The 23,921-nt window shown below is 38.5% G+C and carries 20 protein-coding genes and 1 pseudogene; 5 read left to right on the plus strand and 16 right to left on the minus strand.

Annotated features, from left to right (window positions below):
* Window positions 1-3: 3 nt before the first annotated feature.
* Window positions 4-1,422, plus strand: a complete 1,419-nt coding sequence (locus tag AC1PJP_RS15895) for an aspartate ammonia-lyase (RefSeq protein WP_004792497.1) — start codon at window positions 4-6, stop codon at window positions 1,420-1,422.
* 55 nt (window positions 1,423-1,477) lie between these two features.
* On the opposite strand, the pseudogene AC1PJP_RS15900 reads toward AC1PJP_RS15895, so the two are convergent.
* Window positions 1,478-3,683, minus strand: a pseudogene (locus AC1PJP_RS15900) (TonB-dependent siderophore receptor).
* A 526-nt stretch (window positions 3,684-4,209) separates the two neighbouring features.
* Here AC1PJP_RS15900 and AC1PJP_RS15905 point away from each other — a divergent pair.
* Window positions 4,210-5,496 (plus strand): MFS transporter, encoded by a 1,287-nt coding sequence (locus AC1PJP_RS15905; protein WP_049836597.1) that lies wholly within the window; start codon window positions 4,210-4,212, stop codon window positions 5,494-5,496.
* Window positions 5,497-5,535: 39 nt separating this feature from the next.
* Here the strand turns inward: AC1PJP_RS15905 and AC1PJP_RS15910 are convergent, their stop codons facing one another.
* The 9 genes from AC1PJP_RS15910 to AC1PJP_RS15950 all read right to left on the minus strand — a co-directional run bounded on the left by AC1PJP_RS15910 (window position 5,536) and on the right by AC1PJP_RS15950 (window position 13,921).
* On the minus strand, window positions 5,536-5,817 hold the full coding sequence (locus tag AC1PJP_RS15910) for a DUF971 domain-containing protein (protein ID WP_005305048.1): 282 nt from the start codon (window positions 5,815-5,817) through the stop codon (window positions 5,536-5,538).
* On the minus strand, window positions 5,801-6,799 hold the full coding sequence (locus tag AC1PJP_RS15915) for a HEAT repeat domain-containing protein (protein ID WP_312325448.1): 999 nt from the start codon (window positions 6,797-6,799) through the stop codon (window positions 5,801-5,803). Before AC1PJP_RS15915 ends, AC1PJP_RS15910 begins: the two co-directional genes overlap by 17 nt.
* A complete protein-coding gene (locus tag AC1PJP_RS15920) occupies window positions 6,796-7,635 on the minus strand; it encodes an ABC transporter ATP-binding protein (protein WP_013197983.1) in 840 nt (279 codons plus the stop codon). The genes AC1PJP_RS15915 and AC1PJP_RS15920 overlap by 4 nt, the downstream gene beginning before the upstream one ends.
* 1 nt (window position 7,636) lies before the next feature.
* Window positions 7,637-8,491: an ABC transporter permease gene (locus AC1PJP_RS15925; protein WP_151988111.1), complete on the minus strand. Its 855-nt coding sequence runs from the start codon at window positions 8,489-8,491 to the stop codon at window positions 7,637-7,639.
* Between the two features lie 34 nt (window positions 8,492-8,525).
* Window positions 8,526-9,956, minus strand: coding sequence for an ABC transporter substrate-binding protein (locus AC1PJP_RS15930; protein WP_479767641.1), 1,431 nt, complete (start codon window positions 9,954-9,956; stop codon window positions 8,526-8,528).
* A 19-nt stretch (window positions 9,957-9,975) separates the two neighbouring features.
* Window positions 9,976-10,221, minus strand: coding sequence for a 4Fe-4S dicluster domain-containing protein (locus AC1PJP_RS15935; protein WP_000864073.1), 246 nt, complete (start codon window positions 10,219-10,221; stop codon window positions 9,976-9,978).
* A 20-nt stretch (window positions 10,222-10,241) separates the two neighbouring features.
* A complete protein-coding gene (locus tag AC1PJP_RS15940) occupies window positions 10,242-11,975 on the minus strand; it encodes a fumarate reductase/succinate dehydrogenase flavoprotein subunit (protein ID WP_447500428.1) in 1,734 nt (577 codons plus the stop codon).
* A gap of 28 nt (window positions 11,976-12,003) precedes the next feature.
* Window positions 12,004-12,747, minus strand: a complete 744-nt coding sequence (locus tag AC1PJP_RS15945) for a GntR family transcriptional regulator (protein WP_267530318.1) — start codon at window positions 12,745-12,747, stop codon at window positions 12,004-12,006.
* Window positions 12,748-13,066: 319 nt separating this feature from the next.
* Window positions 13,067-13,921: a helix-turn-helix domain-containing protein gene (locus AC1PJP_RS15950; RefSeq protein ID WP_005305027.1), complete on the minus strand. Its 855-nt coding sequence runs from the start codon at window positions 13,919-13,921 to the stop codon at window positions 13,067-13,069.
* 166 nt (window positions 13,922-14,087) lie between these two features.
* Here AC1PJP_RS15950 and AC1PJP_RS15955 point away from each other — a divergent pair, with 166 nt between their 5' ends.
* Window positions 14,088-15,005: a DMT family transporter gene (locus tag AC1PJP_RS15955; protein WP_479767644.1), complete on the plus strand. Its 918-nt coding sequence runs from the start codon at window positions 14,088-14,090 to the stop codon at window positions 15,003-15,005.
* Between the two features lie 31 nt (window positions 15,006-15,036).
* Here AC1PJP_RS15955 and AC1PJP_RS15960 read toward each other — a convergent pair whose 3' ends face one another.
* The 4 genes from AC1PJP_RS15960 to AC1PJP_RS15975 all read right to left on the minus strand — a co-directional run bounded on the left by AC1PJP_RS15960 (window position 15,037) and on the right by AC1PJP_RS15975 (window position 19,551).
* Window positions 15,037-16,041, minus strand: a complete 1,005-nt coding sequence (locus AC1PJP_RS15960) for a homoserine dehydrogenase (RefSeq protein WP_479767646.1) — start codon at window positions 16,039-16,041, stop codon at window positions 15,037-15,039.
* A gap of 109 nt (window positions 16,042-16,150) precedes the next feature.
* Window positions 16,151-16,942: a sulfite exporter TauE/SafE family protein gene (locus AC1PJP_RS15965; RefSeq protein ID WP_151822101.1), complete on the minus strand. Its 792-nt coding sequence runs from the start codon at window positions 16,940-16,942 to the stop codon at window positions 16,151-16,153.
* 248 nt (window positions 16,943-17,190) lie between these two features.
* Window positions 17,191-18,846 carry a bifunctional protein tyrosine phosphatase family protein/NAD(P)/FAD-dependent oxidoreductase gene (locus AC1PJP_RS15970; RefSeq protein ID WP_479767648.1) on the minus strand — a complete coding sequence of 552 codons (1,656 nt, stop codon included), beginning with the start codon at window positions 18,844-18,846 and terminating at the stop codon, window positions 17,191-17,193.
* Between the two features lie 9 nt (window positions 18,847-18,855).
* Entirely contained in the window at window positions 18,856-19,551 is a 696-nt protein-coding gene (locus AC1PJP_RS15975; protein WP_479760961.1) for an MBL fold metallo-hydrolase, read from the minus strand.
* A 191-nt stretch (window positions 19,552-19,742) separates the two neighbouring features.
* Here AC1PJP_RS15975 and AC1PJP_RS15980 point away from each other — a divergent pair, with 191 nt between their 5' ends.
* Window positions 19,743-21,014, plus strand: a complete 1,272-nt coding sequence (locus tag AC1PJP_RS15980) for a sigma-54 interaction domain-containing protein (protein WP_199942121.1) — start codon at window positions 19,743-19,745, stop codon at window positions 21,012-21,014.
* A gap of 69 nt (window positions 21,015-21,083) precedes the next feature.
* Complete coding sequence (locus AC1PJP_RS15985) at window positions 21,084-21,995, plus strand: bestrophin family protein (RefSeq protein ID WP_108010476.1); 912 nt, start codon at window positions 21,084-21,086, stop codon at window positions 21,993-21,995.
* A gap of 47 nt (window positions 21,996-22,042) precedes the next feature.
* Here AC1PJP_RS15985 and AC1PJP_RS15990 read toward each other — a convergent pair whose 3' ends face one another.
* Both AC1PJP_RS15990 and AC1PJP_RS15995 read right to left on the minus strand, forming a co-directional pair.
* Window positions 22,043-23,101: a 2,3-butanediol dehydrogenase gene (locus AC1PJP_RS15990; protein WP_199942122.1), complete on the minus strand. Its 1,059-nt coding sequence runs from the start codon at window positions 23,099-23,101 to the stop codon at window positions 22,043-22,045.
* Between the two features lie 29 nt (window positions 23,102-23,130).
* Window positions 23,131-23,916 carry an acetoin reductase gene (locus AC1PJP_RS15995; RefSeq protein ID WP_151822096.1) on the minus strand — a complete coding sequence of 262 codons (786 nt, stop codon included), beginning with the start codon at window positions 23,914-23,916 and terminating at the stop codon, window positions 23,131-23,133.
* Window positions 23,917-23,921: the final 5 nt, after the last annotated feature.

Below are 23,921 nucleotides of genomic sequence, written 5' to 3' on the forward strand. Positions count from 1 at the left end.
TTAATGATGAACGCTGAAATTACCACCCGTATTGAGAAGGATCTTATTGGTTATAGAGAAATCAATAATAATGATTATTACGGAGTTCAAACATTACGTGCTCTAGAAAACTTTAACTTAACACAAAGCAAAGTTGGAAATTTCCCACATTTAATTAAAGCATTAGCAATGGTAAAACTTGCTTGTGCTGAAGCGAACTATAATCTTAAAAGCTTAGATCAAACTAAATTTGAAGCGATTGAATACAGTTGTAATCAACTTATTCGCGGTAATTTTCACGACCAGTTCCCGATTGATATGATGCAAGGCGGTGCTGGTACTTCAACCAATATGAATGCAAATGAAGTATTGGCGAATGTTGCTTTAGAATATATGGGGCATTCTAAAGGTCAATATCAATATCTACATCCTAATAACGACATTAACATGTCACAGTCAACAAATGACGTGTACCCTACTGCGATTCGCTTAGGTTTGTTATTAAGCTTAGATGAATTAAACCTTCCTTTTAATAACTTAATTTTAAGTTTCCGTAATAAATCTCAAGAGTTTGCTCACATCTTAAAAATGGGTCGTACTCAGTTACAAGATGCTGTGCCTATGACATTAGGTCAAGAGTTTGGTGCTTTTGCAGTAACTCTACAAAAAGATCTTGAACAAATTAATACGCTTATTCCAAATGTTTTAGCTTATATGAACCTTGGTGGTACGGCGATTGGTACAGGAATTACCACTGAATATAGTTACCGTGAACTTGCGATTCAAGCGCTTGGAAAAATTTCTGGCAAGAAAATTAAGTCTGCTCCTGACTTAATCGAAGCAACTTCAGATATGGGTGACTTTGTTCTTTTATCTGGTTTATTAAAGCGTACCGCAACTAAACTTTCAAAAATTGCCAATGACTTGCGTTTACTTTCAAGTGGTCCACGCACTGGTATCAATGAAATTAACTTAGAAGCACGTCAACCGGGTAGTTCGATCATGCCAGGTAAAGTAAACCCAGTTATTCCTGAAGCAATGAACCTTGCTTGCTTCCAAATTATTGCAAATGATTTGGCTGTAACTTTAGCTGCTGAAGCTGGTCAATTACAGTTGAATGCAATGGAACCACTTATTGCATTCAAACTATTTGAATCTATGGATTTGCTTGGTAACGCGATGGCAATGTTCCAAAGTAAATGTATTGATACGATTACGGCGAACCCTGAACATTGTAAAGCTTTAGTTGAAAACTCAATTGGTATTGTGACTGCACTTAACCCATATTTGGGTTATGAAACTACAACTCGTATTGCTAAAACTGCAAATGAAACTGGACAAAGTGTATTAGCACTCGTTCAAAACGAAGGCTTATTATCAGCACAAGTGCTTGATGATATCTTGTCGATTAATAATATGGTTAAACCAAAAATGTCGGCTTAATTCCTGAAAATAAAAAAGGAGCTTTTATAAGCTCCTATTTTATTTGTTCTATATTTTAAAAACTGAAAGTTGTAGAGAACTGGGCTGTACGTGGATTACCTAAGAATAGGTAGTCATCACCCATAAATGCCCCTACATCACGCCAATATTTTTTATTAAATAAGTTATCAATATTGAATCTGAAGGTCGTGTCATGCCCAGCAAAATTTGTTTTATAGGCAGCACCAATATTAAAGATGCTATAACCACCTACTTTTGCCGTTCCCTCTTTGTTTGCATATTTACTGCTACTGTATTGCATACCACTGAGTAATCTTAACCCTTCAACGGAAGGTACTTTATAAGATAACTGTGCTGTTGCGCGTACTTTCGGTACATTTTGAGTTTGATGACCTTTGTAGCTGTCATTATCAATATCAACAAGACGAGATTTGGTATAGGTAACGCCAGAGCTTACATCAACTGTATCGGTTAAAGCGCCCGTTAAACCTAACTCAATACCTTGGTTGTGTTGTTCGCCTTGTTCAACAAATTCTAACTTCCCTTCAGAATTTGTAGTCGTATATTGATTATCTTGTTTTAAATCAAAAATAGCTGCTGTTAATAAAAAGTTGCGTATTTGTTGCTTCACACCGAGTTCAAATTGTTCAGAATTTTTAGGTGATAAAACCTCTAGAGCATTATTAGCAAACCAAGGTGCTTCACCACCATCTGATAATCCTTTGGCATATGAAGCATAAAGATTAGTCTTAGCAGTTGGGCTATACATGAGCGCTAATTGCGGTAAAAACTTATTTAAATCTGTGTCTCGGCTTTGCTGGCCATCTGGCTTATAGGCTTGCTCATCAAGATGAATAAGCTTCCCACCGAGTAAAGTTGACCACTGATCGTTAAATTGAACTCGGTCAGATACAGTAAATGCCGTTTGATCACTTTCTAGGGCTTTGTAACGATCGCCTGGACTTTCTGATGATGGACTGTAGTCAATCGTATCTTCATAGATATTGCCTGTTCCTACCGCTACATTCAGTGGTGTATGGTGTTTTAAGGTTTTATAAGTACGTTGTAATTCGAAAGCTACTTGATGCTGAATGTTGCCAGTGTTGAATTGACCATTTAACCCAGCAGCGAACTGGTTAGTAATACGCGTATCATCTGGGCTGCGGAAATCGTAAATATCATAATTACCGTGTTTATCAAAAGTATTGCCTAAACCAGTAACTTCACAATTATCGTTATAACATCCCCATGGGAAAGCACTGTTATCATCAATCACAACACGGCTTTGTGATGCACTTAAGCTACCATTCCATTGATCGTTAAATGCATATTGATATTTTAAACTCGCATTTACACTGTTATTTACAACCGGTTTACTCCAAGACTGATACCCCAATAAACGGTCTTGATCTACATTTGTTGGTACTTCTTGCCCATCAAGCAGTTGATAACCCGGTACTGAGCGTTGGCTTTGATGCTGAGCTTCAATGTCAAACAGTAGTTTAGAGCGATCATTAATTTTCCAGTCTAAAGCAACAGAACCAAACTCACGCTTACCATTTGCATGATCAACGTTTGGGTGAATACTTTCATGCGCTAAATTGACTCGATAGCCAAAATTATCATTTAAAAAGCCACCTACATCCGTTGCAAGAGTATAACCACCTTCTGAATTTGCATCGACCGTAATAGTTTTAACATCGGCAGGTCTTTTAGTTACATAGTTAACCACACCACCGGGTGTCGACATTCCACTTTGAATCGCAGAAATACCTTTTAAGATTTCAACTTGCTCTTTATTTTCTAAAGCTACATTTTGCTCGCCACGTATGGTATGGCCATTAATGAGATAACTAGAGCCTAAATCGAGGGCAAAACCACGTGCTACAAAGTTTGGATAATAGCCAATAGCAGCGTAGCCATCTCCTAACGATGAATCATTTTTAATAACATCGGTCAGTGTTTTTGCATGTTGATCTGCTATGCGCTCAGAGGTAATGGTGGTAATAGATGCAGGAACTTTCTTTACATCGCCTGTTTGAAAACCAGATAAATTAACTTTCTTTGATGTATATAGCGCATCACTATTTTGTGTAGCGTTCACAGTAATGGTTGGGAGCTGCGAAACCTCCGCTTCATTTGCGTAGACTAGAGATGTCATCAGTGCAATAGATGAAGCCAATGCTGTTTTAGAGCATGTAATGAAGTGAAGATTTAGCGTGTGTCTGTCCATTGAATAACTACCTGCCCATACCGTGCATAATATAAGTGTGTTAAAAATCGGAAAGTTTCCTTATTTTTAGCCACGCAAGAATACAGCTACAAATATCGATAAACAACAAATTATATAGTTTTTAGATTAAGTAAATTTTGTGTAATAAAGCATCATCATTATATAAATTTCATTTATTTTCTTTGAAATTGGGACTATAACTTTTTAAGTATTACCAAATAGTCAAAATAAAACTAAGCTCAGAAATAGGTCTAGACCAAGGAGGAATACAATAATCAATATGCTTGATAAATTAGATGTTTGATTTTAAATAAAGTTTATGGTGAATTGATCAACTCACTAAATTAAGGAATTGTTCGATAATCGGTAAAAATATCTTTAAATCGAACAAAAGATCATAGAATCACTAGAATGGAAGTTTAAAATTATAAAAAATAAATGGAGAGGAATTCTAAGAAAGTACTCAGGATTGAGTGATATTTAAAGATTCATTCTATTTCCTGTTCAGTACATCTGAAAATTTCTATTTTTTTCTGCTAACTGACGGAATATCTATGACATATACTAAGGAAGAAAAGAGCAGCAGAATACGAGGGATTGTAGGCGCAGCTTCAGGTAATTTGGTCGAATGGTTCGACTTTTATATCTATGCAGTATTTGCTGCTTATTTTACTCAGGCTCTAACTGCACCAGATATGGATAGTACGACCAAATCGATTTATGTTTGGGGTGTATTTGCAGCAAGCTTTTTTATGCGTCCTATTGGTAGCTGGATATTTGGACGCATTGCAGACCGACACGGTCGAAAAAAATCAATGATTGTCTCAATTTGCTTAATGGCTTTGAGCTCTTTTCTATTTGCAGCCCTACCCACTTATGAACAAGTTGGCTTATTTGCCCCTTTCCTTTTACTGGTAGTACGCTTACTTCAAGGTCTATCGGTGGGTGGTGAATATGGTGCAGTAGCAACATATATGAGTGAATTAGGTTTAAAAGGTCAACGTGGTTTTTATTCCTCTTTCCAATATGTCACCCTTTCTGGTGGCCAGTTACTTGCCAGCCTACTTGGTGTAATCTTATTAACGTTTTTAAGTGAACAACAATTACTTGATGGCGGATGGCGTATTCCGTTCATTATTGGTGGTATTGCTGCCATTCTATCTTTACTCGCACGGAGTCGTTTAGAAGAAACGCTTTCTCATCAAGATAGTGAACGCAAAGAGTCTGGTAGCTTAAGAGAGCTGTTTAAAAAGCATTGGAAAACCTTTTTATTGGTGGTCGGATACACTTCTGCTGGTTCATTAACGTTTTATGTAGAAACTGTTTATTCAAAAACCTATTTAACTAATTTAGGTATGGATGGCAAAACCGTTGGTTATATCATGACCTTCGCGCTATTTGTCTATATGTGTGCTCAACCTGTATTTGGTTCCATTTCGGATCGTATTGGGCGACGTTCTTCAATGCTGGCATTTAGCTTATTATCTGCGATTTTTATCTATCCAGTGATGGCAATTGGGATGCCTAATTATATAGATTCGCCGATCATCATTACCTTGCTACTCATTTTTATGATGATGATTTTGAGTTTCTATACATCTATTAGTGGCTTAGTAAAAGCTGAAATGTTCCCACCTCACGTACGTGCACTCGGGGTAGGATTTTCATATGCGGTAGGTAATGCTATTTTTGGTGGTTCTGCACCTTCGGTTGCTTTGCAATTCAAAGCTGCTGGAATTGAAAATACCTTCTTTATTTATGTCATTGTCATGCTGATTATCTGTTTCTTGTGTAGCCTTGCGCTTCCAAAAAAACCAGATTATTTAGAACATGATCATTAATTAAATGAGATGCCTTCTGTCCCAAGCAGAAGGCATTTTTTAGCACTTAGCAAATTCTTTTAAAAAAGCCCACGGGAAAATTCCTTTATCATGTCCATCACTAAAACAAATTTGGGCACCGTAACCTTGATCGAACATAGCTGTTACTTCGACATTTTGATCTTCAATTTTAATTTGCTTAATTCGCTTCGCTCGGCAAAAGCCACATGGGCAAATTTCCCTTAAATTTTGATGGCTCAGAGATACGCTTAAACCATCGGTCCATATAAAGTGAACTTGTTTATTTGTAGTATCAACACGAATATCAGGTCTGGCTTGCATATTTCACCTCACCAATTTGATTTAATCCAATACGAATCGCTTTTCGTACTTCTGGGTCGGAGTCATTTTGATGTTGTTCTAATAGATTCTGAGCTTCTGATGTGCCAATTTCACCGAGTGCTAAAGCGACCTCTTTACGTAAATTGCTAATTTCATGATTAAAGTTATCAGACAAATGAGTAACTGCCAGACGCGACTTGAGTAATCCTAAGCTTCGAACTGCAGCAATACGTACTTGCCAATATAAGTCAGATAAAGCATGAATTAAGGGAGTTTCAAGCTGAACGATATGTAATTTTCCAATCGTAAGAGCAGCTTCAACTCTTAGTTGCCAACTTTCCGAAGTTAAAGAATGTTGAAGTGCTTGGATAACCTCAGCTGATATGCTCTGACTATAGGCCAAACCACCTGTTGCAATGCGGCGAACCTCATCATCTACATCTGTTTCAGCAGTTTTTGCCAATATCGTAATCGCTTGGTCTTGCTGTAACCAACTTAATGCACTGACTGCCTCACGGCGCACAAGAACATCTTCATGATCTACCAAAGCAGATATCTCTGTGAATAATTGCTGTGGTCGTAAAGGTTTTAAAGCACGTAAAATTGTACTAAGAGCAAAAGTATTCGTATGCTTTAAATAAGGCGCAAGGATCTGGGCGGATGCCGCATTTTTCACTTCACTTAAGCTTTGGCTGACAGCTTGTCTAACATTCAGATCTGTATCAAATAAGGCTTGAGCCAATACTTGTAAACTGGTTGGATCTTCCCAACTTTCTAACTTTTTTGCTGCCTCTTCACGAACTAAAGCTGAAGAATCGTGTTGTAGTGCTGCATGCAACCAAGGAAGTAAATCCGGATTTTCTTCATCACCAATATTCATTAAAGCAACAAAGCGAATCTTTTCATCTGTATGATTAAGCTGTGCAAGAAATTCCTGATTATATTCATCGAGGTCATCTAAAGCTTGATAATAAAAACTCATTCGTATTCCTTAATTTGTGATTTCTTTCCAAGCCCTAATGGATTTAAACGGCTTAACTCTTCTTGTTGAGTGGCTTCTTTTAAAGTCTGGATGCAATGTTTTTTAATAGCAGTAAATTCACTACTTGTTACAAGCTCAACGTCTCGTGGACGTTCAAACTTAAGCGGAATTTCTTCAATAATTCGTCCAGGTCGATGGCTCATAATCAACACTCGATCGGCTAAAAAAAGTGCCTCATCAATATCATGGGTAATAAATAAAACCGACGTTTGGATTTCTTGCCAAATTTCGAGCAATAACATTTGCATTTTTAAACGAGTTTGGGCATCTAATGCACCAAAAGGCTCATCCATTAATAAAATGCGAGGTTGATTAATCAGTACTCTCGCAATTTCAACCCGTTGCTGCATGCCACCAGAAAGTTCAGCTGGAAATTTATGTTCAAAACCTTTAAGTCCGACCAGATCAATCATTTTCTGAGCTTGTTCAATACGCTTTTGTTTGGCGATGCCTTTCATTTTTAAACCAAAGGCAATATTTTCAAGCACGCTTTTCCATGGAAATAAGGTATGTTGCTGGAACACCAAACCTCTGTCTGGATGTGGTTCAAGTATAGATTCATTATCGACCGTTAAAGTCCCAGAACTAATGGGTAAGTGCCCTGCCAAAGCACCTAATAATGTAGATTTACCACAACCCGATGGGCCAAGTAGACAAATAAACTCGCCCGGTTGTATTTCGAAATTAACCCGATCTAATGCCTGAAAACGATTTTTAGCTTGCCCTAAATGTAAAGATAGATTTTGAATACGCACATGGCCTTGTGTAATTGACATTTTAAGACTTCCTTAGTTGATACCATGGGGTAAATCGGTTTCCAATCACACGCACCAATGTACTGCTAAACATACCTAACGCTCCTATTAGCACCATGCCAACCACAATATTGCTATAGTTTTGCAAGGTGAACGATTCCCATGTGAAGTATCCAATTCCGTGTTGGCCTGAAATCATTTCGGCAGTCACTAAACAGAACCAACAAGTGCCCATTCCAATGGATAAACCCGTAATAATGTTCGGTAATGCACCCGGAATAATGACTTCATAAATGATAGCTAGATCAGAAGCACCTAGACTTTTCGCTGACGCAACGAGTCTTGGGTCAACTGCACCAACACCATGTACAGTGTTTAATAAAATTGGAAATAAAGCCCCGATAAAAGTGATAAAAATCATAGAAGCTTCTGACGATGGAAAAATCAGAATCGCTAAAGGAATCCATGCAACTGCTGGAATTGGACGTAATACTTCTAATGGCGGCATCAGAAATGCAGCAAGTTTTTGATAACGTCCTGCTAACAAACCAATACCTACACCAATTAAAGCCGCGAGCACAAAACCAACCACTACGCGAAAGACACTAGATTCAACATGTTCAAATGCAGTGTTGAGTTGAAAGAAAGCCCAAAGCGAATGAATGACATCTAATGGTGTCGGGACATTGCTAAAGTTCACAATGCCTAAATTTATTTTAAACTGAGCAAGTCCTTGCCAAATGACTATCCAGAAAACTATAGATGTAAAAGCTATCGCATAGTTTTTTAAATGCGCTGGATATAACCTCAATTGTTGGAAAAATTTAATCAAAAATGTACTTTGGTTTTTAGGTTTTGTTTGGACTAAACTACTCATTCGTCACCTCCTGCTCATTAGGTAAGACAACACATCAGCTCTGTGTTACAAGCTGAATAGCTTTAAAGTCATATACTTTTCCGCCTTGTTGTTTAGCCCATTTTTCAGCATCATCTTTTAATAAAAAGGCCTGAATTTGTCCTGCTTTATCTGTGGCATACCATGCCAGATTGGCAAGTAACTTAATGTCGGACTGATGATCTTGGCTATAAACCACACGCACCGTTTTTCCAGCGGCTTGAATTTTCTTTAAATCAGAAAAAGCATGCTCAGGTGTTTCATAGCTACGCACTATTTCTTCACCCTTTACCCAAATTTGAGTTACCCGATCAAATGTTTTGATGGGTTGGCCTGTTAAAGCATCATTGGCAACCAAAGGTAATTTTGCATAGTCAGCCAGTTGCTGGCTGTAATTAAGTCCAGATGCTTGAAATGCGTCCTTAATATATTGGTCATCAATAAATTTATTTACATCAAGCGTACCGTCGTTTTTGCCTAGAACTTTTAAGGTATCTATCGCAATTTGAGTCGCTTTTCGATATTCAGGTTTCCAAGTTAAGTCACGAGTTTGCAAACCTAATGGACCATGGAAGAGATAGACAACCTCGGCAGGAATACCGGTTTTTTCAGCAATAAGTTCACTATATTTTTCAGGTTGTTCTCGAATCAATCGATTTGCTTCAATGGTTGCCTGTAAATAAGCTTTTATGACTTCTGGATGCTGCTGTGCATAATCCTTGCTGGCAAGTGATCCATGAAATGTGGGTGATTTTGCTTGTGAACCATCATAGATTTTTTTAGCAAAACCTTGGTAAGCAAATAACTCGCCAAATGGTACGAAATCAGCATGCGCAGCAATCTTATGACTTTTTAAGGCAGGCCCTGCTACTTCTGGCGCCTGAGCAATCACTTTAATATCTTTATCAAGTTGCCAGCCTTCAGCTTGTATTGCTCGCAATAATAGTCCGTGAGCAGTTGAGGCAAAAGGTACAGAAATTGTTTGCCCCTTTAGCTCTTTAAGTGAAGTGACTTTTGAGTCAATTGGAACAACAATCGCATTGCCGCTACCATTAATACTGCCTGACAAAGGCGCTAAAAATATGCTTTCTTTTCCAGCTTTTTTAAATGCCGCTAAATTATTAACAGCAGGAAAGTCGGCCATTGCTCCCAAATCTAAACGCCCAGCCACCATCTCACTGGTAAGTGGTGCACCAGAGGTAAAGTTTTTCCATTGAATGTCATATTTAACATTCTTGTATTCACCATCTTTGGGTAAATATTTTGGTAATAAATTCAATTCACGAATGAGCAACCCACCTGTTGCACAGTTAATGGTCGTGTCTTGTGTACCAATGGCTACACGCACAGTTTCTGTTTTACTACCGCACCCCATAGTGCCGAGTACAATGGCACCAATTAAGCTACTGAGTAATAGTTTTTTATTGATTAATTTATTTTGTCTCATGTTGAGTATTCCAAATTAATTATTTGAGTAGGTATGGGATATTTACTTTGACTGCATCCGTTGGGCAGTCCTTTTCACAAGGCATGCAGTACCAACATTCATCAAACTGCATGAAAGCTTTTTGAGTTGTTGGATCGATTGCCAATAAATCCATTGGACAAACATCTACACAGACTGTGCATCCTTTATCAGCAATACATTTATCTTCATCGATAATGACGGGTGCGACAGTACGGTGCTGTACTTCTTTAAAAATAAAAGCCATGATTTAAATTCCTGATTTATTTAGTCTGCTAGAGCAACATCTTTTTGAATGCGTAAACGGTCATACGACACAGCTTCATCTTGATTAATCGGAACCACATAAGGCTCGATTTGTTTTTTGAAACTGACCATGTTGCCGTGTTCATCTTTTTTCAAATGAGCGTGAAAGAACCAATCCGAGTTATTTTTTTGAGGGAAATCTGCTCTATAGTGGTACAGTCCCCAACGGCTTTCTTCCCTAAACAGTGAGGCTCTAGCAGCCATTTCCGCGCAGTCTCGAATAAAAGAAACTTCAGCGGCACGCATCAGCTCATGTGGGTTTCTTGCAGAGATTCGCTTGATATCCTGTTTAATTTCTTCAAAACGCTTTAGCCCAATTTCCATTTTTTGGCGAGTTTTAGGAGGCTGCAAATAGTCATTTACAAAACGGCGCAGCTTATACTCCACTTGTTCGGCTGGTAAACCTTCTGAACAATCCAGTGGCGCAAATATTCGAGCTTTTTCTGCTTCTATTTCGCTTTGGTTTAATTCGCTATCTTCAATTGCATTCACATATTGCGCGGCATTTACACCCGCAAACCATCCGTAGGTAAATGCACCAAGCATATAGTTATGAGGTACAGCCGCCATATCGCCAGCACTGTATAAGCCTTTAACCGAAGTCTCAGCTTTTTCATTGACCCATACACCAGAAGCACTGTGTCCACTACAGAAACCAATTTCTGAAATATGCATTTCCACCATATCTTGACGATAATTAGTTCCTCGGCCCTCATGGAAACGTCCACGGCTTGGGCGCTCATTGGTATGTAGAATCTCTTCAATAGTTTGGATCGTTTCTTCAGCCAAATGATCTACTTTTAAATAAACAGGACCATTACCACTTTCCAGTTCTTGGTAAAACTCCCACATCATTTGACCACTCCAGTAGTCACATTCAATGAAACGTTCACCTTTACTATTAGCGGTATAACCTCCTAAAGGACCGGTCACATAGGCACAAGCTGGGCCGTTATAGTCTTTAATCAGTGGATTAATCTGGAAGCATTCTAAGTTGGCAAGTTCAGCACCTGCATGGTAGGCCATTGCATAGCCATCACCTGCATTGGTTGGGTTTTCATAAGTACCCATCAAATAGCCAGAAGCTGGCAAACCTAAACGCCCTGCGGCACCACAACATAAAATGGCTGCTTTCGTTTTAATGACATAAAAGTCGCCACTACGACAGTCAAAACCAAGTACACCATTGATTGCACCTTGCTCATTTTTTAAAAGCTTCGTGGTGACAATCCGATTATTAATTTTGACTTGAGCACGCTTTAACTGACGATATAAAACTTTTTTTACGTCATGACCTTCAGGCATTGGTAAAACATATGCCCCCATGTGGTGTACTTTTTTTACTGCAAATTCGCCTGTCTCATCTTTTTCAAACTTAATACCCCATTGATCGAGCTGTTGAATGGTTTTGAAACTATGCTTCGCATATGCATATACAGTGGTTTGGTTAACTACTCCATCATTGGCAATTGTAATTTCTTTGGTGTATTGCTCAGGTGTTGCATAGCCCGGAATGACAGCATTATTCAGCCCATCCATTCCCATTGAAATTGCTCCACTGCGCTTTACATTCGCTTTTTCAATGAGCAAGACTTTTAAATTCGGGTTTTCTTGTTTTGCTTTAATCGCAGCCATTGGTCCAGCAGTTCCACCACCAATCACCACAATATCGAACTCAAGATATTTAGTTTCCATTGTAAAATCCTTATTTTTATCTGAGTTATTAACGATGAATACGTAAACGGTACTGGAAGGTATCGCCCGAGAAATAGAGATATTCATAGTCAATCGGTTGGCCATTTGCGTCATGAGTCAAACGTTCGACCCGTAATACAGGAGTTCCGATTTCAACTTGCAGCAAAGCTGCTAATTCTTCATCCGCTACCGTGGCATCAATACTTAAATCCGCATGCCCCAAAGGGATGTCACACTCTTGTTCTAATGCCTTGAAAATATCGGTTGTACGTAAATCAATCGCTTTTTCTTTAAGCTTCAAACCAATATGTTCTGGCAAATAAGTCAACTCATAAGACACTGGTTGACGGTTGAGCAAACGAACACGTTGAATTTCATATACATTGGCTTTAACAGGTAACTTTAATTTGGGCACAACATGCATCGGAATCTGTTTAAGCTCGGCCGAGATGACACGGTTTAAAATTTCGTGACCAGCAGATGACATTGCTTCTGCAAAACCTTGCAAACTTGAGATGTTCTGGAACGTTTTTGGCTTACTTACAAAGGTCCCTTTACCTGGCACCTTAAAAATATAGCCTTCCAACTGTAATTGGTTGAGTGCTTGGCGAACTGTGATTCGGCTTACACCAAACTGTTCAGCAAACTCGTTTTCAGATGGAATTTGACTCAACACGGCATATTCACCATTTACAATTTTGTTAAGGATGAGTTCCTTTAACTGATCGTAAAGAGGCTTATGATTTTTGGGATCGTGGGGTAGCTGGCTCACGGCTTACAACCTGTTATAACAACTTGAGCAAATAATGTTTAAAATGTTTCAGCTTTGGAAATAATTTAAAGCGATAACTTTAGTTAAAAAAATAATTTCAATGAATATCAATAAATTAGTAAATAGTTATCTATAGAATTTAATTATTGTTATAAAAAAGATATATGTATTTGTGTTGAATAAAAACTCTAGATAGCCCAAGAAATTTGAACATATTATTAACTACCGCATGTTGTTACCCAATGCAGAAGCACAAGAGTTAGCAACCTACTAGTTAAATTAATTGTTTATTTTTTATAAAAAATTAAAGGTGGATCAGTTATCTTAATTGTGAAGGGCTCATTCCATAAAACTGTTTAAAGCGATGGCTTAAATGGCTTGCTGAACTAAAACCACATACTAGGGCAATATCTTGTAAAGAAAGCTGAGATGACTGAATTAGCCCTTTTGCCTTAGTTAAACGTCTTTGCATGACATATTGGTGAGGTGCCATATTCATAGACTGTTTAAACATATGAGCAAAATGGTATTCACTTAAATTCACAACATTTGCCAAGTCTGACAAAGTGAGTGCTTGGTCTAAATGCCCTTCAATCCAGTCTTGAATATATTTGAGTTTATGAGGTGCCAGTCCACCTTTAATAACTGGCTGCTGCCACTTAACATTGCTATATCTTCGAATTAAATGATTCAACAATAAACTGGCAGTGGTACTCATTTGTAAATGGTTTGATGAATCATTCCAATCACAATCTAACAAGAAAAACTGATATAGCGCACGAATCTTTTCGTCATCATTAAAGACAACTTCATTTAGTTCAATTTGATTGGGCTCTTTGTCCCATATTTTTTCAGCAACATCACGCAAATGTTGGTCGGTATAGTACAGGTGAACAAATTTAAGCCCGCCTCGTATATCCCAAGTAGACTCTTGATGTTCAGGCAACAAACAAAAACGCCCCGGCCCACCGCCATTTTTCCAGCCCGCAGGTGTTTTTTGATAGCTTTCATAGCCATCTTGAATATAAAGACTTAAAGTATGGTGATCGCTACAGACACTTACACGATCTTGTTCATTAGACCAAAATGCAAGTTGCATATTTTCATCAAGCACCACAGTTTCGTGAAGCTTGGCTTTAGATTGCTGTAGCTGTTCTAAAGTTTGATAGGCCATGCAAAATTAAAACGAATATCATTAAGCTTAAGTTAACCATATTCAGCAAAATTGAGCTAGTTTAGATCTATAAAAAACGCAAGATCTTGCATGTACAACACAAGAATATATACGTGAAAAATGAAGCATTCCTCGATACTTAAGCTTAGTAATCGAGGATGAACTTATGAATATTTTACTCTATGTTGCGGTGGTGTTGATTTGGGGAACAACATGGATTGGAATTGCCGTTCAGAGCCATTATGCAACACCCGTCGTCGCAATTTTATGGCGTTTTGCCATTTCAGCCTTATTACTGTGGGTTGTTTTACTATTTTCAGGAAAATTACAGCGAATTGCTTTAAAAGATCACTTATTTTGTATGCTGCAAGGCCTTTGTGTTTTCGGCCTAAACTTTATTTGTTTTTATACTGCCGTTAAATATGTAAATAGCGGTTTAGAGTCCGTTATTTTTTCGATGGCTGTTTTCTTTAATGCTATTAATGCGCTTATCTTTTTTAGGCAAAAACCTTCCCCAAACTTTGCTCCAGCTGCACTTTTGGGCCTAGGTGGTATTGTTCTACTCTTTTGGCATGACCTGATTAATAGCCAATTTAATGCACAGTTATTGATGGGTATTGGGTTATGTGCAATAGGTACTTACGGTTTTTCTTTAGGGAATATGATTAGTGTTAGGCACCAAAAACGTGGCCTAAATATCTTTTCAACAAACTGTTATGCCATGACTTATGGTGCATTGGTAATGTTAAGTCTAGCTTTATTTACTGGACAAGATTTAATGCCTCCAATGAATTTCCCATTTTTAAGCTCGGTACTTTACTTGGCTGTATTTGGTACAGTTATTGGGTTCTCAGCTTATTTTTCTTTGGTTGGGCGAATTGGTGCAGCCAAAGCAGCCTATAGCACATTACTTTTCCCTTTAGTCGCTCTAACAGTTTCTACCTTCTTTGAAGGATATGAGTGGACCTTAAATGCATTATTTGGAATTTTATTGATCTTACTCGGCAATTACTTAATGTTCAGTAAGTTTGAAATTGGAAAAAAGTTATTTAATAGTCAAAAAAGTTGTGAGAAGCAGGCCTAAAAGCCTGCTTTTTTAAAAATTATAATTAATTTCAGCAGTCCATTTTTAGCATCAGCTCAAAATCTTTTAAAGCAGCAGCTGCCGTAGCTAAAGGTGCAGATGCTCCTCCACTTACAATAAGTTCACCCATTTCTTGAGTTAACACCCGAATGCATTTATTAGAACCTTGCAGATGAGCAAAAGAATGATTTGCTGGAACTAATCTTAATTCAACACCTGTTTGAATTTGCTGATTTTTCAGATGAATAAAACCGACCAGACGAGGAATTAGATCTTCTTTTTTCCAATCACGTATATCATCGGCAGTAACATGACTGATTCCTTGTTTTGGAATATCCTGAATTTTTACATGAGCTCCTAAAACAGTATTTGCCAATATGGTAATTTTAGCAGCGGTATCCCATCCATCTACATCGAAAGAACTGTCAGGTTCTGCAATCCCTTTTGTTTGAGCTTTTTCAAGAGATTCTGCAAATGCACATTCATGTTGCAACATATCATTCAAAATAAAATTTGTGGTTCCGGTAAAAACACCTTCTATTTCTAAAATTTGGCAACCAGCCAAGTTATATTCAAACAAATCAACAGTCGGTAAGGCCGCAGCTGTCGCACCGCTAAAAAATAATTTTTTCTTGTGTTGATGTGCCAAGTTAATTAATTTTTTGCCTTCTACGACTAACGCACCTTTCGATACTGCAATCGCATTCATGCTATGTGTTAAAGCATAATTTAAATAAAATAGGCCTTTTCCACCTGTCACATAGTCACTTGGCCCTGTCTCGATAATGACATCCGCCTGAACCTGTTCTAAAAACTTTTGCTCAGTTAAGCCTGCTTGATATTGTGTTTTATCTAACCACTTTGCAGCTTGTAAACCTTCTTGATCAATTAAACCTGATGATGAGTTGCATACTCCTACTAAGCGAGCATCAATTTGATATTTTTGTTGATAATATGCCGATCGATTTAAAAGAAGCTCTGCAATTTGTTGCCCAATCCGTCCAAAACCACAAATTGCCACGTTAACTCGCTTCATATCGCTTTCTCAAAAATTTATATGGTTTAAAACAAATTTCCCAAGAGAATTTTAACATCTCGTCTTTGGATAATTGCTAACTACAGAGATAGTTAAAATACTATATTACTTAGATATTTGTTAGATTAACTATCTTAATGACCATATAAATTGCGACAGCAAAAACCATTAAAGCAAAGACTTTTTGCACAATTGCAGAGGGAATAAAACGAATAGCTCTGCGCCCTAATAACATACCAACTGCACATGCGAGCGCAAACGCACTAGTAATGCCTACTGGATAGTGAAAACCCTCTGCAATATGCATCACAATACTCATTCCACTGATGAGAAAAATAATCATAAGTGAAGTTGCGACAATGCTATGCATGTCCAAATTTGTGACTTTTCTAAGCGCTGGCACAATTACAAAGCCGCCACCAACCCCTAGCATGCCAGTTAAAAGCCCAGCAATAATTCCGATACTGGCAAGAACGCTTCCCGTTTTAAAATTCCAGATAAAACGTCCCGTACTTGGGTTGACCTGACACGGCGGATTATGAAAGTCTGATACTCGGTTACTAATAAGTCGATAACCTACTGTAAACATGACCAAGCTAAACATTAACATGAGCCAGACAGGTGAAATCGCATTGGCTATTAAAATGCCGATATGTGCCATAGGAGCACCAATTAAGGCAATCCAAATAGCAGCACGATAACGAACAATCTTTTTAAATAAGCCTTCAATGGTTCCAATGAGTGTAGACAGCGCAACTGCCAATAACCCAATCGGCGCAGCTTGAGCAACACTCCAGCCTTGACTGCTCATGAGCGCAGGTACAGCAAGAATACCGCCACCTGCGCCAGTAAGACCAAGTAAAAAGCCAATCACGATGCCTTCAACGACAAGTAATAACATATCAAAAGCCTAAATTTGCATATACATCATTTGCAGTAGACTGCTGGTTAATGATTGAATAAATCTGCGAAGCTTTAGTCGCTTCTCAGGACAAAGCGTTGCTTTGCTTATCCTCTTAACTCGAACATAGTTCTCGTCTTCTTGCGAAGCTTTAGCCGCTTCTCAGGGTAAAGATTATTAATCTTTACTTATCCTCTTCCGCTCGAGCATAGCTCTCGCCTTGCGCTCGTACAAAGCGTTGCTTTGTTTTATCCTCGCTCAGGTTTGACCATCCACTCGCGGCCTTTGAGCATGCCTTGCCAATAAATCGGCGGTAAAATCTGCTCTTTGAGTAACCATGCCAAACGAGATGGCTTTTGCCCATCAATCACCCATTTTGGAAAACTTGGAAGAAGCTTACCGCCGTAACCAAATTCAGCCAGAACGATTTTTCCACGCTCTACTGTAAGTGGACATGAGCCATAGCCGTTGTATTCACAAAAGTTTTGCTCACCTTTCAGTTGAGCTATAACATTCACCGCAACGATCGGAGCTTGTGCACGTGCGGCAGCAGCAGTTTTGGCATTAGGTGCATTCATCACATCGCCTAAAGCAAAAATATTGGCATGTTGTGTGTGTTGTAAGGTTTGAGGATTCACACTCACCCAGCCGGCTTCATCAGTAAGAGTACTGGCACGAATAAAGTCGGGCGCTTGTTGCGGTGGAACAACATGCAACATATCGAAATCTGTTTCGACCAATGCTGCACTTTCATCATTCACCACCTTAAACCATGCTTTTTTCGCAGGCCCATCTACTTTGACAAGCTGATGGTTAAAATGTAGTTCTGAACCATATTTTTCGACATATTGCATTAGTGCAGGTACATATTCCTTCACACCAAATAAAACAGCACCAGTGTTATAAAAATGGATAGAGATATCTTTAAGTTTGCCTTGCTTTAACCAGTAGTCGGCTGAAAGATACATCGCTTTTTGAGGGGCACCGGCACATTTAATCGGCATAGGCGGCTGGGTAAAGATTGCTTTTCCACCATTTAGCTGTTGCACTAATTCCCATGTATACGGCGCTAAATCATAACGATAGTTAGACGTTACCCCATTTTTTCCTAAGGTTTCGACTAAACCTTCAATTCCATGCCAATTCAGTTTTAAACCAGGACAGACAACCAATGCTTTATATTGAATCGGTTGGCATCCTTCCAAAATAACTTGATTATGCTCAGGGTCGAATCCGGCAACTGCTGCTTTCATCCATTTCACTTTTGAAGGAATCACACTTGCCATTGAGCGTGCAGTTACTTGTGGTTTAAAAATACCACCACCAACCATGGTCCAACCCGGTTGATAATAATGAGTGTCTGCTGGATCAATAATGACAATATCTAAATGAGGTTCACGAGACAGTAAGCTCGATGCTACAGAAACTCCAGCTGCTCCAGCACCCACAATTACAACGCTATAACAAGGAATTGTGGCTGGTTCATGGTCACGTTTTAAAATACGTGGCACTAAGCCTTTTAAGTTAAAACCAAGTTTGTTACCTGCTTCTACTAACAGTGCTGCATCTTTTGGAGCAACTTCAGCCAAAGCCCACAAACTGACTGCACGCATACCAGAACGGCAATACGCTAAAACAGGTTTTTGGGCATTCTGATAATGCTGTTTAAACTCTGTAACTTGTTGGTCGGTAATTTTGCCGCTGGTCACAGGCTGATAAATTACGTTTAGACCATATTGTTGAGCTGCTTCTTCAATTTCAATCACATTGGGTTGGTCTGCACCTTCTCCATCTGGACGGTTACATATCAGAGTTTTTACCCCTTGATCAGCAATTTTCGCAATATCGTCGGCAGTAATCTGGTCAGCAACATAAAATTCTTGATTAACTCGTTTAAGTTCCATATTGCCACCTTATGATTGTGAAGTTGAGCCACAGGCCTGATTGGCGGGTAGCGCTTTATCGATTTGTTTTGGATATGGCAGATTTAAGTTATTCATTAATTCAATAAAATCTTCTCGTGAGCGATTCTTACCTAAACGTGAATTTTTTAAACGTTCATAACCAATCGTTGAAGACAAACGACCCTTATAGTCGTGTCCTGGATACACAATAGTCTCGTCAGGTAGGCTGAAAAGTTGCTTATGAATACTGTCATAAAGTGTCCCTGCATTACCTTGCTGAAAGTCAGTTCGACCGCATCCATCAATTAATAATGCATCACCAGTGAAAACCATGTTTTCAACCAAGTAACTCGTACAAGCACTGGTATGGCCTGGTGTATAGCGTGCTTCAATACTGAGATTGCCGACTTTAAGCATGCAACCATCTGTAATTAAAATATCTCCGCAACTTACATCTGAGTTTCGATGTAAAACTGATTTGCAATGAAAACGTTCACGAAGCAAATTTGCAGCAGTAATATGGTCTGCATGAACATGCGTATCTAAGGTATAGATGAGCGTAAATTGATGCTGCTCTAATTCTTTTGTATAAATCTCTATATCTGATGCAACTGGATCAATTAAAACAGCCTCTCGAGTTTCTTTACACCCAAGCATATATGTATAAGTCGAACTTTCCTGCTCAAAAAACTGCTTAAAGAACATGATTTATACCCCAATAATTTATTTCTTTCCTATATTTTGCAAATAAGGTGCCAATTATTTAAAATTAAATAATAAATATAAAAATCAAATATTTAATATAAGATATAAAATTAAAGTTAGAAAATAAACTTAGCTTGATGTTCCTTTGAAACTCAAGTATGTTTCAATGAAACGATTGTGAAACACATGAAATGGCAAAGTTAAATTTTGAGTCAGAACAAGATTTTTTTATTTTATTTGAGCAATTAAAAGCTTTATTCCCAAATGCGAGTCTTTTTTTAGCAGACACAACGACTCAAGCAATTCACTATAAATTTAATACAGATGACATTTCTGTTGAGAGCATGGCAGCGCTTATTCAAGATCATCATAATCAGTATCTTGAAATTAATACTCCAAAAATGAGAAAGCGATTCATCTATCAGGAAAATGATATTTACATTGCAGAACATCGCATTATCGGGAAATTGCATATTCTACAGCCCGTTAGCATAGAGAATGATATTGCTGATCAAGTAGAGCTAACAGAACAATTGCAAGACTTGGCTAAAGTTTTCAATAGTTGTTCACCAGAAATGGCCCGTATGTTTTCAATTATTCAAAGAGTGGCAATTACTGAGTTTCCAGTGCTTGTCCGCGGCGAATCTGGTAGTGGTAAAGAACTGGTGGCAAAAGCAATTCATGATTATAGCCAACGTAAAAATAAGATCTTTGTAGCGATTAACTGTGCAGCTTTAAATTCTAATATTTTAGAGAGTGAACTATTTGGGCATGTGAAAGGTGCTTTTACAGGAGCAATTCGTGACCATAAAGGCGTGTTTGAACGTGCCGCAGGTGGAACTCTGTTTCTGGATGAAATTGCTGAGATTCCTTTAGAGCTACAAGCTAAACTATTACGGGTGTTAGAAACAGGTGAATTTACGCCTGTAGGGGGTGAAAAACCGATTCAAGCCAATGTCCGAATTATTACCGCAACACATAAAGCTTTACGCGAAGAGGCTAAGGCTGGGCGTTTCCGTCATGATTTACTCTACCGTTTACGCGTAATTCCAATTTTTATACCACCACTCAGAGAGCGGAAAGTCGATATTCCTCTTATTGTTGATCAAATTTTAAAAGAAAGCTCAACTCAACTCGACACGATGCCTCGTCATGTTAATCAAAAAGCCATGCAGATTTTGCTAAACTATGACTGGCCTGGAAATGTTCGTGAGCTTAAAAATACATTGCTTTATGCATTAACTATGGCAAATGGTAAGAACGAAATTGAAGTTGAAGACTTACCGAATGAGCTCTTAAATGCAGAGGATTACGTTAAATTACCCGAGACAAATACAGAACTTAGTCCTGAAAATGTACAAGCCGCTTTAGAAAAATATAACCATAACTTAAATATGGTCGCGAATATTTTTGGAATTAGCCGTACTACCCTTTGGCGATATAGACAAAAGCATAAGCTTTAGCTAGGTATTTAGCTCGTCTAAGGCGTATCATATTGCACTTGGTTAGGTTCATTAGTTCAAAGGCTTTATATGATTGTTCGCGATAAAAGCAATGTATTTAAATTATTATTTGCTTGGAAAGGAACAATTTTGCCGAAGGTTTTGCCTGCACTGAGTTTTGTTGTACTTATTTCAGCATGTGTAGTTTGGCTCTCTTATTATCATTGGATTCAAATTCCTACCGTACCTGCAATCGGATTTACTATCTTCGGTGTGATTCTGTCAATTTGTACGGGTTTTCGAAATAACGCATGTTATGACCGTTGGTGGGAAGGCCGCAAACTTTGGGGTGCGCTAATTGCCAATGCCAGACATATTGTTAGAGATAGCCATGTTTTATCTAATGAACAACGCGAACATTTAATTCATCAGGTCTTAATTTTTAGTAATTTATTGCGTGATCGACTGCGTCAACAAACAGTCGAACCCACAAAATTTCTTGAGCATGCCTATTTAAATAACTCTTCACTTAATTATTTAAATGAGCATATTAATGCACCGCAATTTGTACTCGAAAATATTCAAAAAGATTTAGTTAAAATACTAAAGGACGGCGAAATTAGTGACATTATCTATAGCACGCTAAATCGACATATTATTGAGTTAGGCAATATTCAAGCGGGTTGTGACCGTATTGCAGGTACACCTTTACCCTACTCTTATTCTGTACTTTTACATCGCGCTGTTTATTGTTTTTGTTTCATATTACCATTTAGCCTTGAAGCAGCTTTAGGTATTTGGACACCGCTTATTGTTGGCTTAATCGCTTATATGTTTTTAGGGCTAGATGCTTTAAGTGCTCAAATTGAAGAACCTTTTGGTTTGCAAGAAAATGATTTACCGCTCGATTCTATTGTGCGTTTGATTGAACGTGAGTCTCTAAGCTCTTTAGGACAGCCATTACCTCCTATTATTGAAGCCAAAAACAACAATTTACTTTAATAAAAAAGAGCGATGATTCGCTCTTTTTTATAGGCTTAAGTACCTATTTAGGGATGTACGATAATCTTAACGGCTGACTCATTGTTATGAATTAAGGTTTCAAAACCTTGTGAAATCAAATCATCAAGTTGAATACGCTGCGTAATAAAAGGTTCCAGATTTATTTTACCTTCTTCGACCAGTTTAATGGTTTCTTGATGGTCATTTACGTAGGCAATTGTGCCTCGTACATCAAGCTCTTTCATTACCACACTGTGCACATTAATTGATGCTGGATGGCTCCAAATCGAAACTATAACAATCACACCTGTTGGTTTCACTGCCGCGACTAAAGTATCTAACACCTTGTTAACGCTACTACATTCAAAAGCTACATCGACACCATCGCCATTAGTGATTTTCATGACCTCAGAAACAACATCAACTTCTGACGGGTCTAAAATATAATCTGCGACTCCCGACTCTTTGGCCTTTTCTTTACGTTTTGCACTGAGCTCGGTAATGATTACCTTAAGACCTTTCGCTTTTAAAATTGCCGAAAGCAATAAACCAATTGGCCCCGCACCACCTACCAGTGCAATATCACCAGCCTTTGCACCACTGCGCACATAGGCATGATGACCCACCGATAACGGTTCAATTAAGGCTGCCTGATCCAGTGGAATTTTATTGGAAATTGGATGCACCCAACGGCGTTTAACCGCAATTTTTTCGGATAAACCACCGCCACGACCACCTAAACCAATAAAGTTCATATTTTTGGAAAGATGATAATTATCACCCAGTCCAGTAGGGACATCATCGGCCACAATATAAGGCTCTACGACGACATGTTGACCAATTTCAATATCATCCACACCCTCTCCTACAGCATAGACCACACCTGAAAACTCATGCCCCATGGTAATCGGTGCAGATTCACCTGAAATAGGATGCGGATGTCCACACGGTGGAATAAAAATTGGCCCTTCCATAAATTCGTGCAAATCTGTACCACAGATTCCACACCAAGCTACCTTAATGCCTACAGTGCCGGGAGTGACTTCTGGTTCAGGGATATCTTCAATACGAATATCGCCTCTGTCATAAAAACGCGCTGCTTTCATTATTATCTCCCTCAAATAAGGATGTTGTTTTAGCGATAGACAATTCCGCCGTCTGTTAAAATGGATTGACCCGTAATATAGTCCGAATCTTCACTTGCCAGAAAAGCAACTAATGCAGCTACATCATCTGGTGTTTGGGCTCTACCTAAAGCAATACCTTCCACATATTTTTTATAAGTTTCACCGATTGCTGCACCGGTAATTTCAGCAAAACGTTTATCGATTTCAACCCACATGTCTGTTCCGACAATTCCGGGGCAATATCCATTTACCGTAATACCGTGACTGGCATATTCTTTTGCCGCAGCTTGGGTAAGTGCTCGTACCGCAAATTTGGTTGCCGAGTAAATACCGAGTAAAGCAAACCCATCGTGGCCTGCAATTGAGCAAGCATTAATGATTTTTCCTTTATGTTGACGTTGCTTAAATTTTGCAGCAGCAGCCTGAATGCCCCACAGCACGCCACCAATATTGATATCGACAATTTTTTGAAACTCATCAGGTGTGATATCAGCAATTGCCTGAACTTGTGCAATTCCAGCGTTATTAATCATGACATCAAATCCACCAAGTGTCTGTTCAGCATGATTTATAGCGTCATATACTTGCTCGCGGTCACTTACATCGGCAATAAATGTGCTCGCATTTACACCTAAAGCCTGAATTTCCTGCTGCACATCGTTCAGTCGATCTTGTTTCATATCCACTAATGCAATATGTGCCCCTTCTTGCGCCAAGCGCAGGGCAATCCCACGGCCAATGCCTTGAGCTGCCCCCGTCACTAAAACGACTTTATTTTTTAATCCCTTAACCATGTTCA

This window comes from Acinetobacter sp. V116_7, assembly GCF_056735735.1.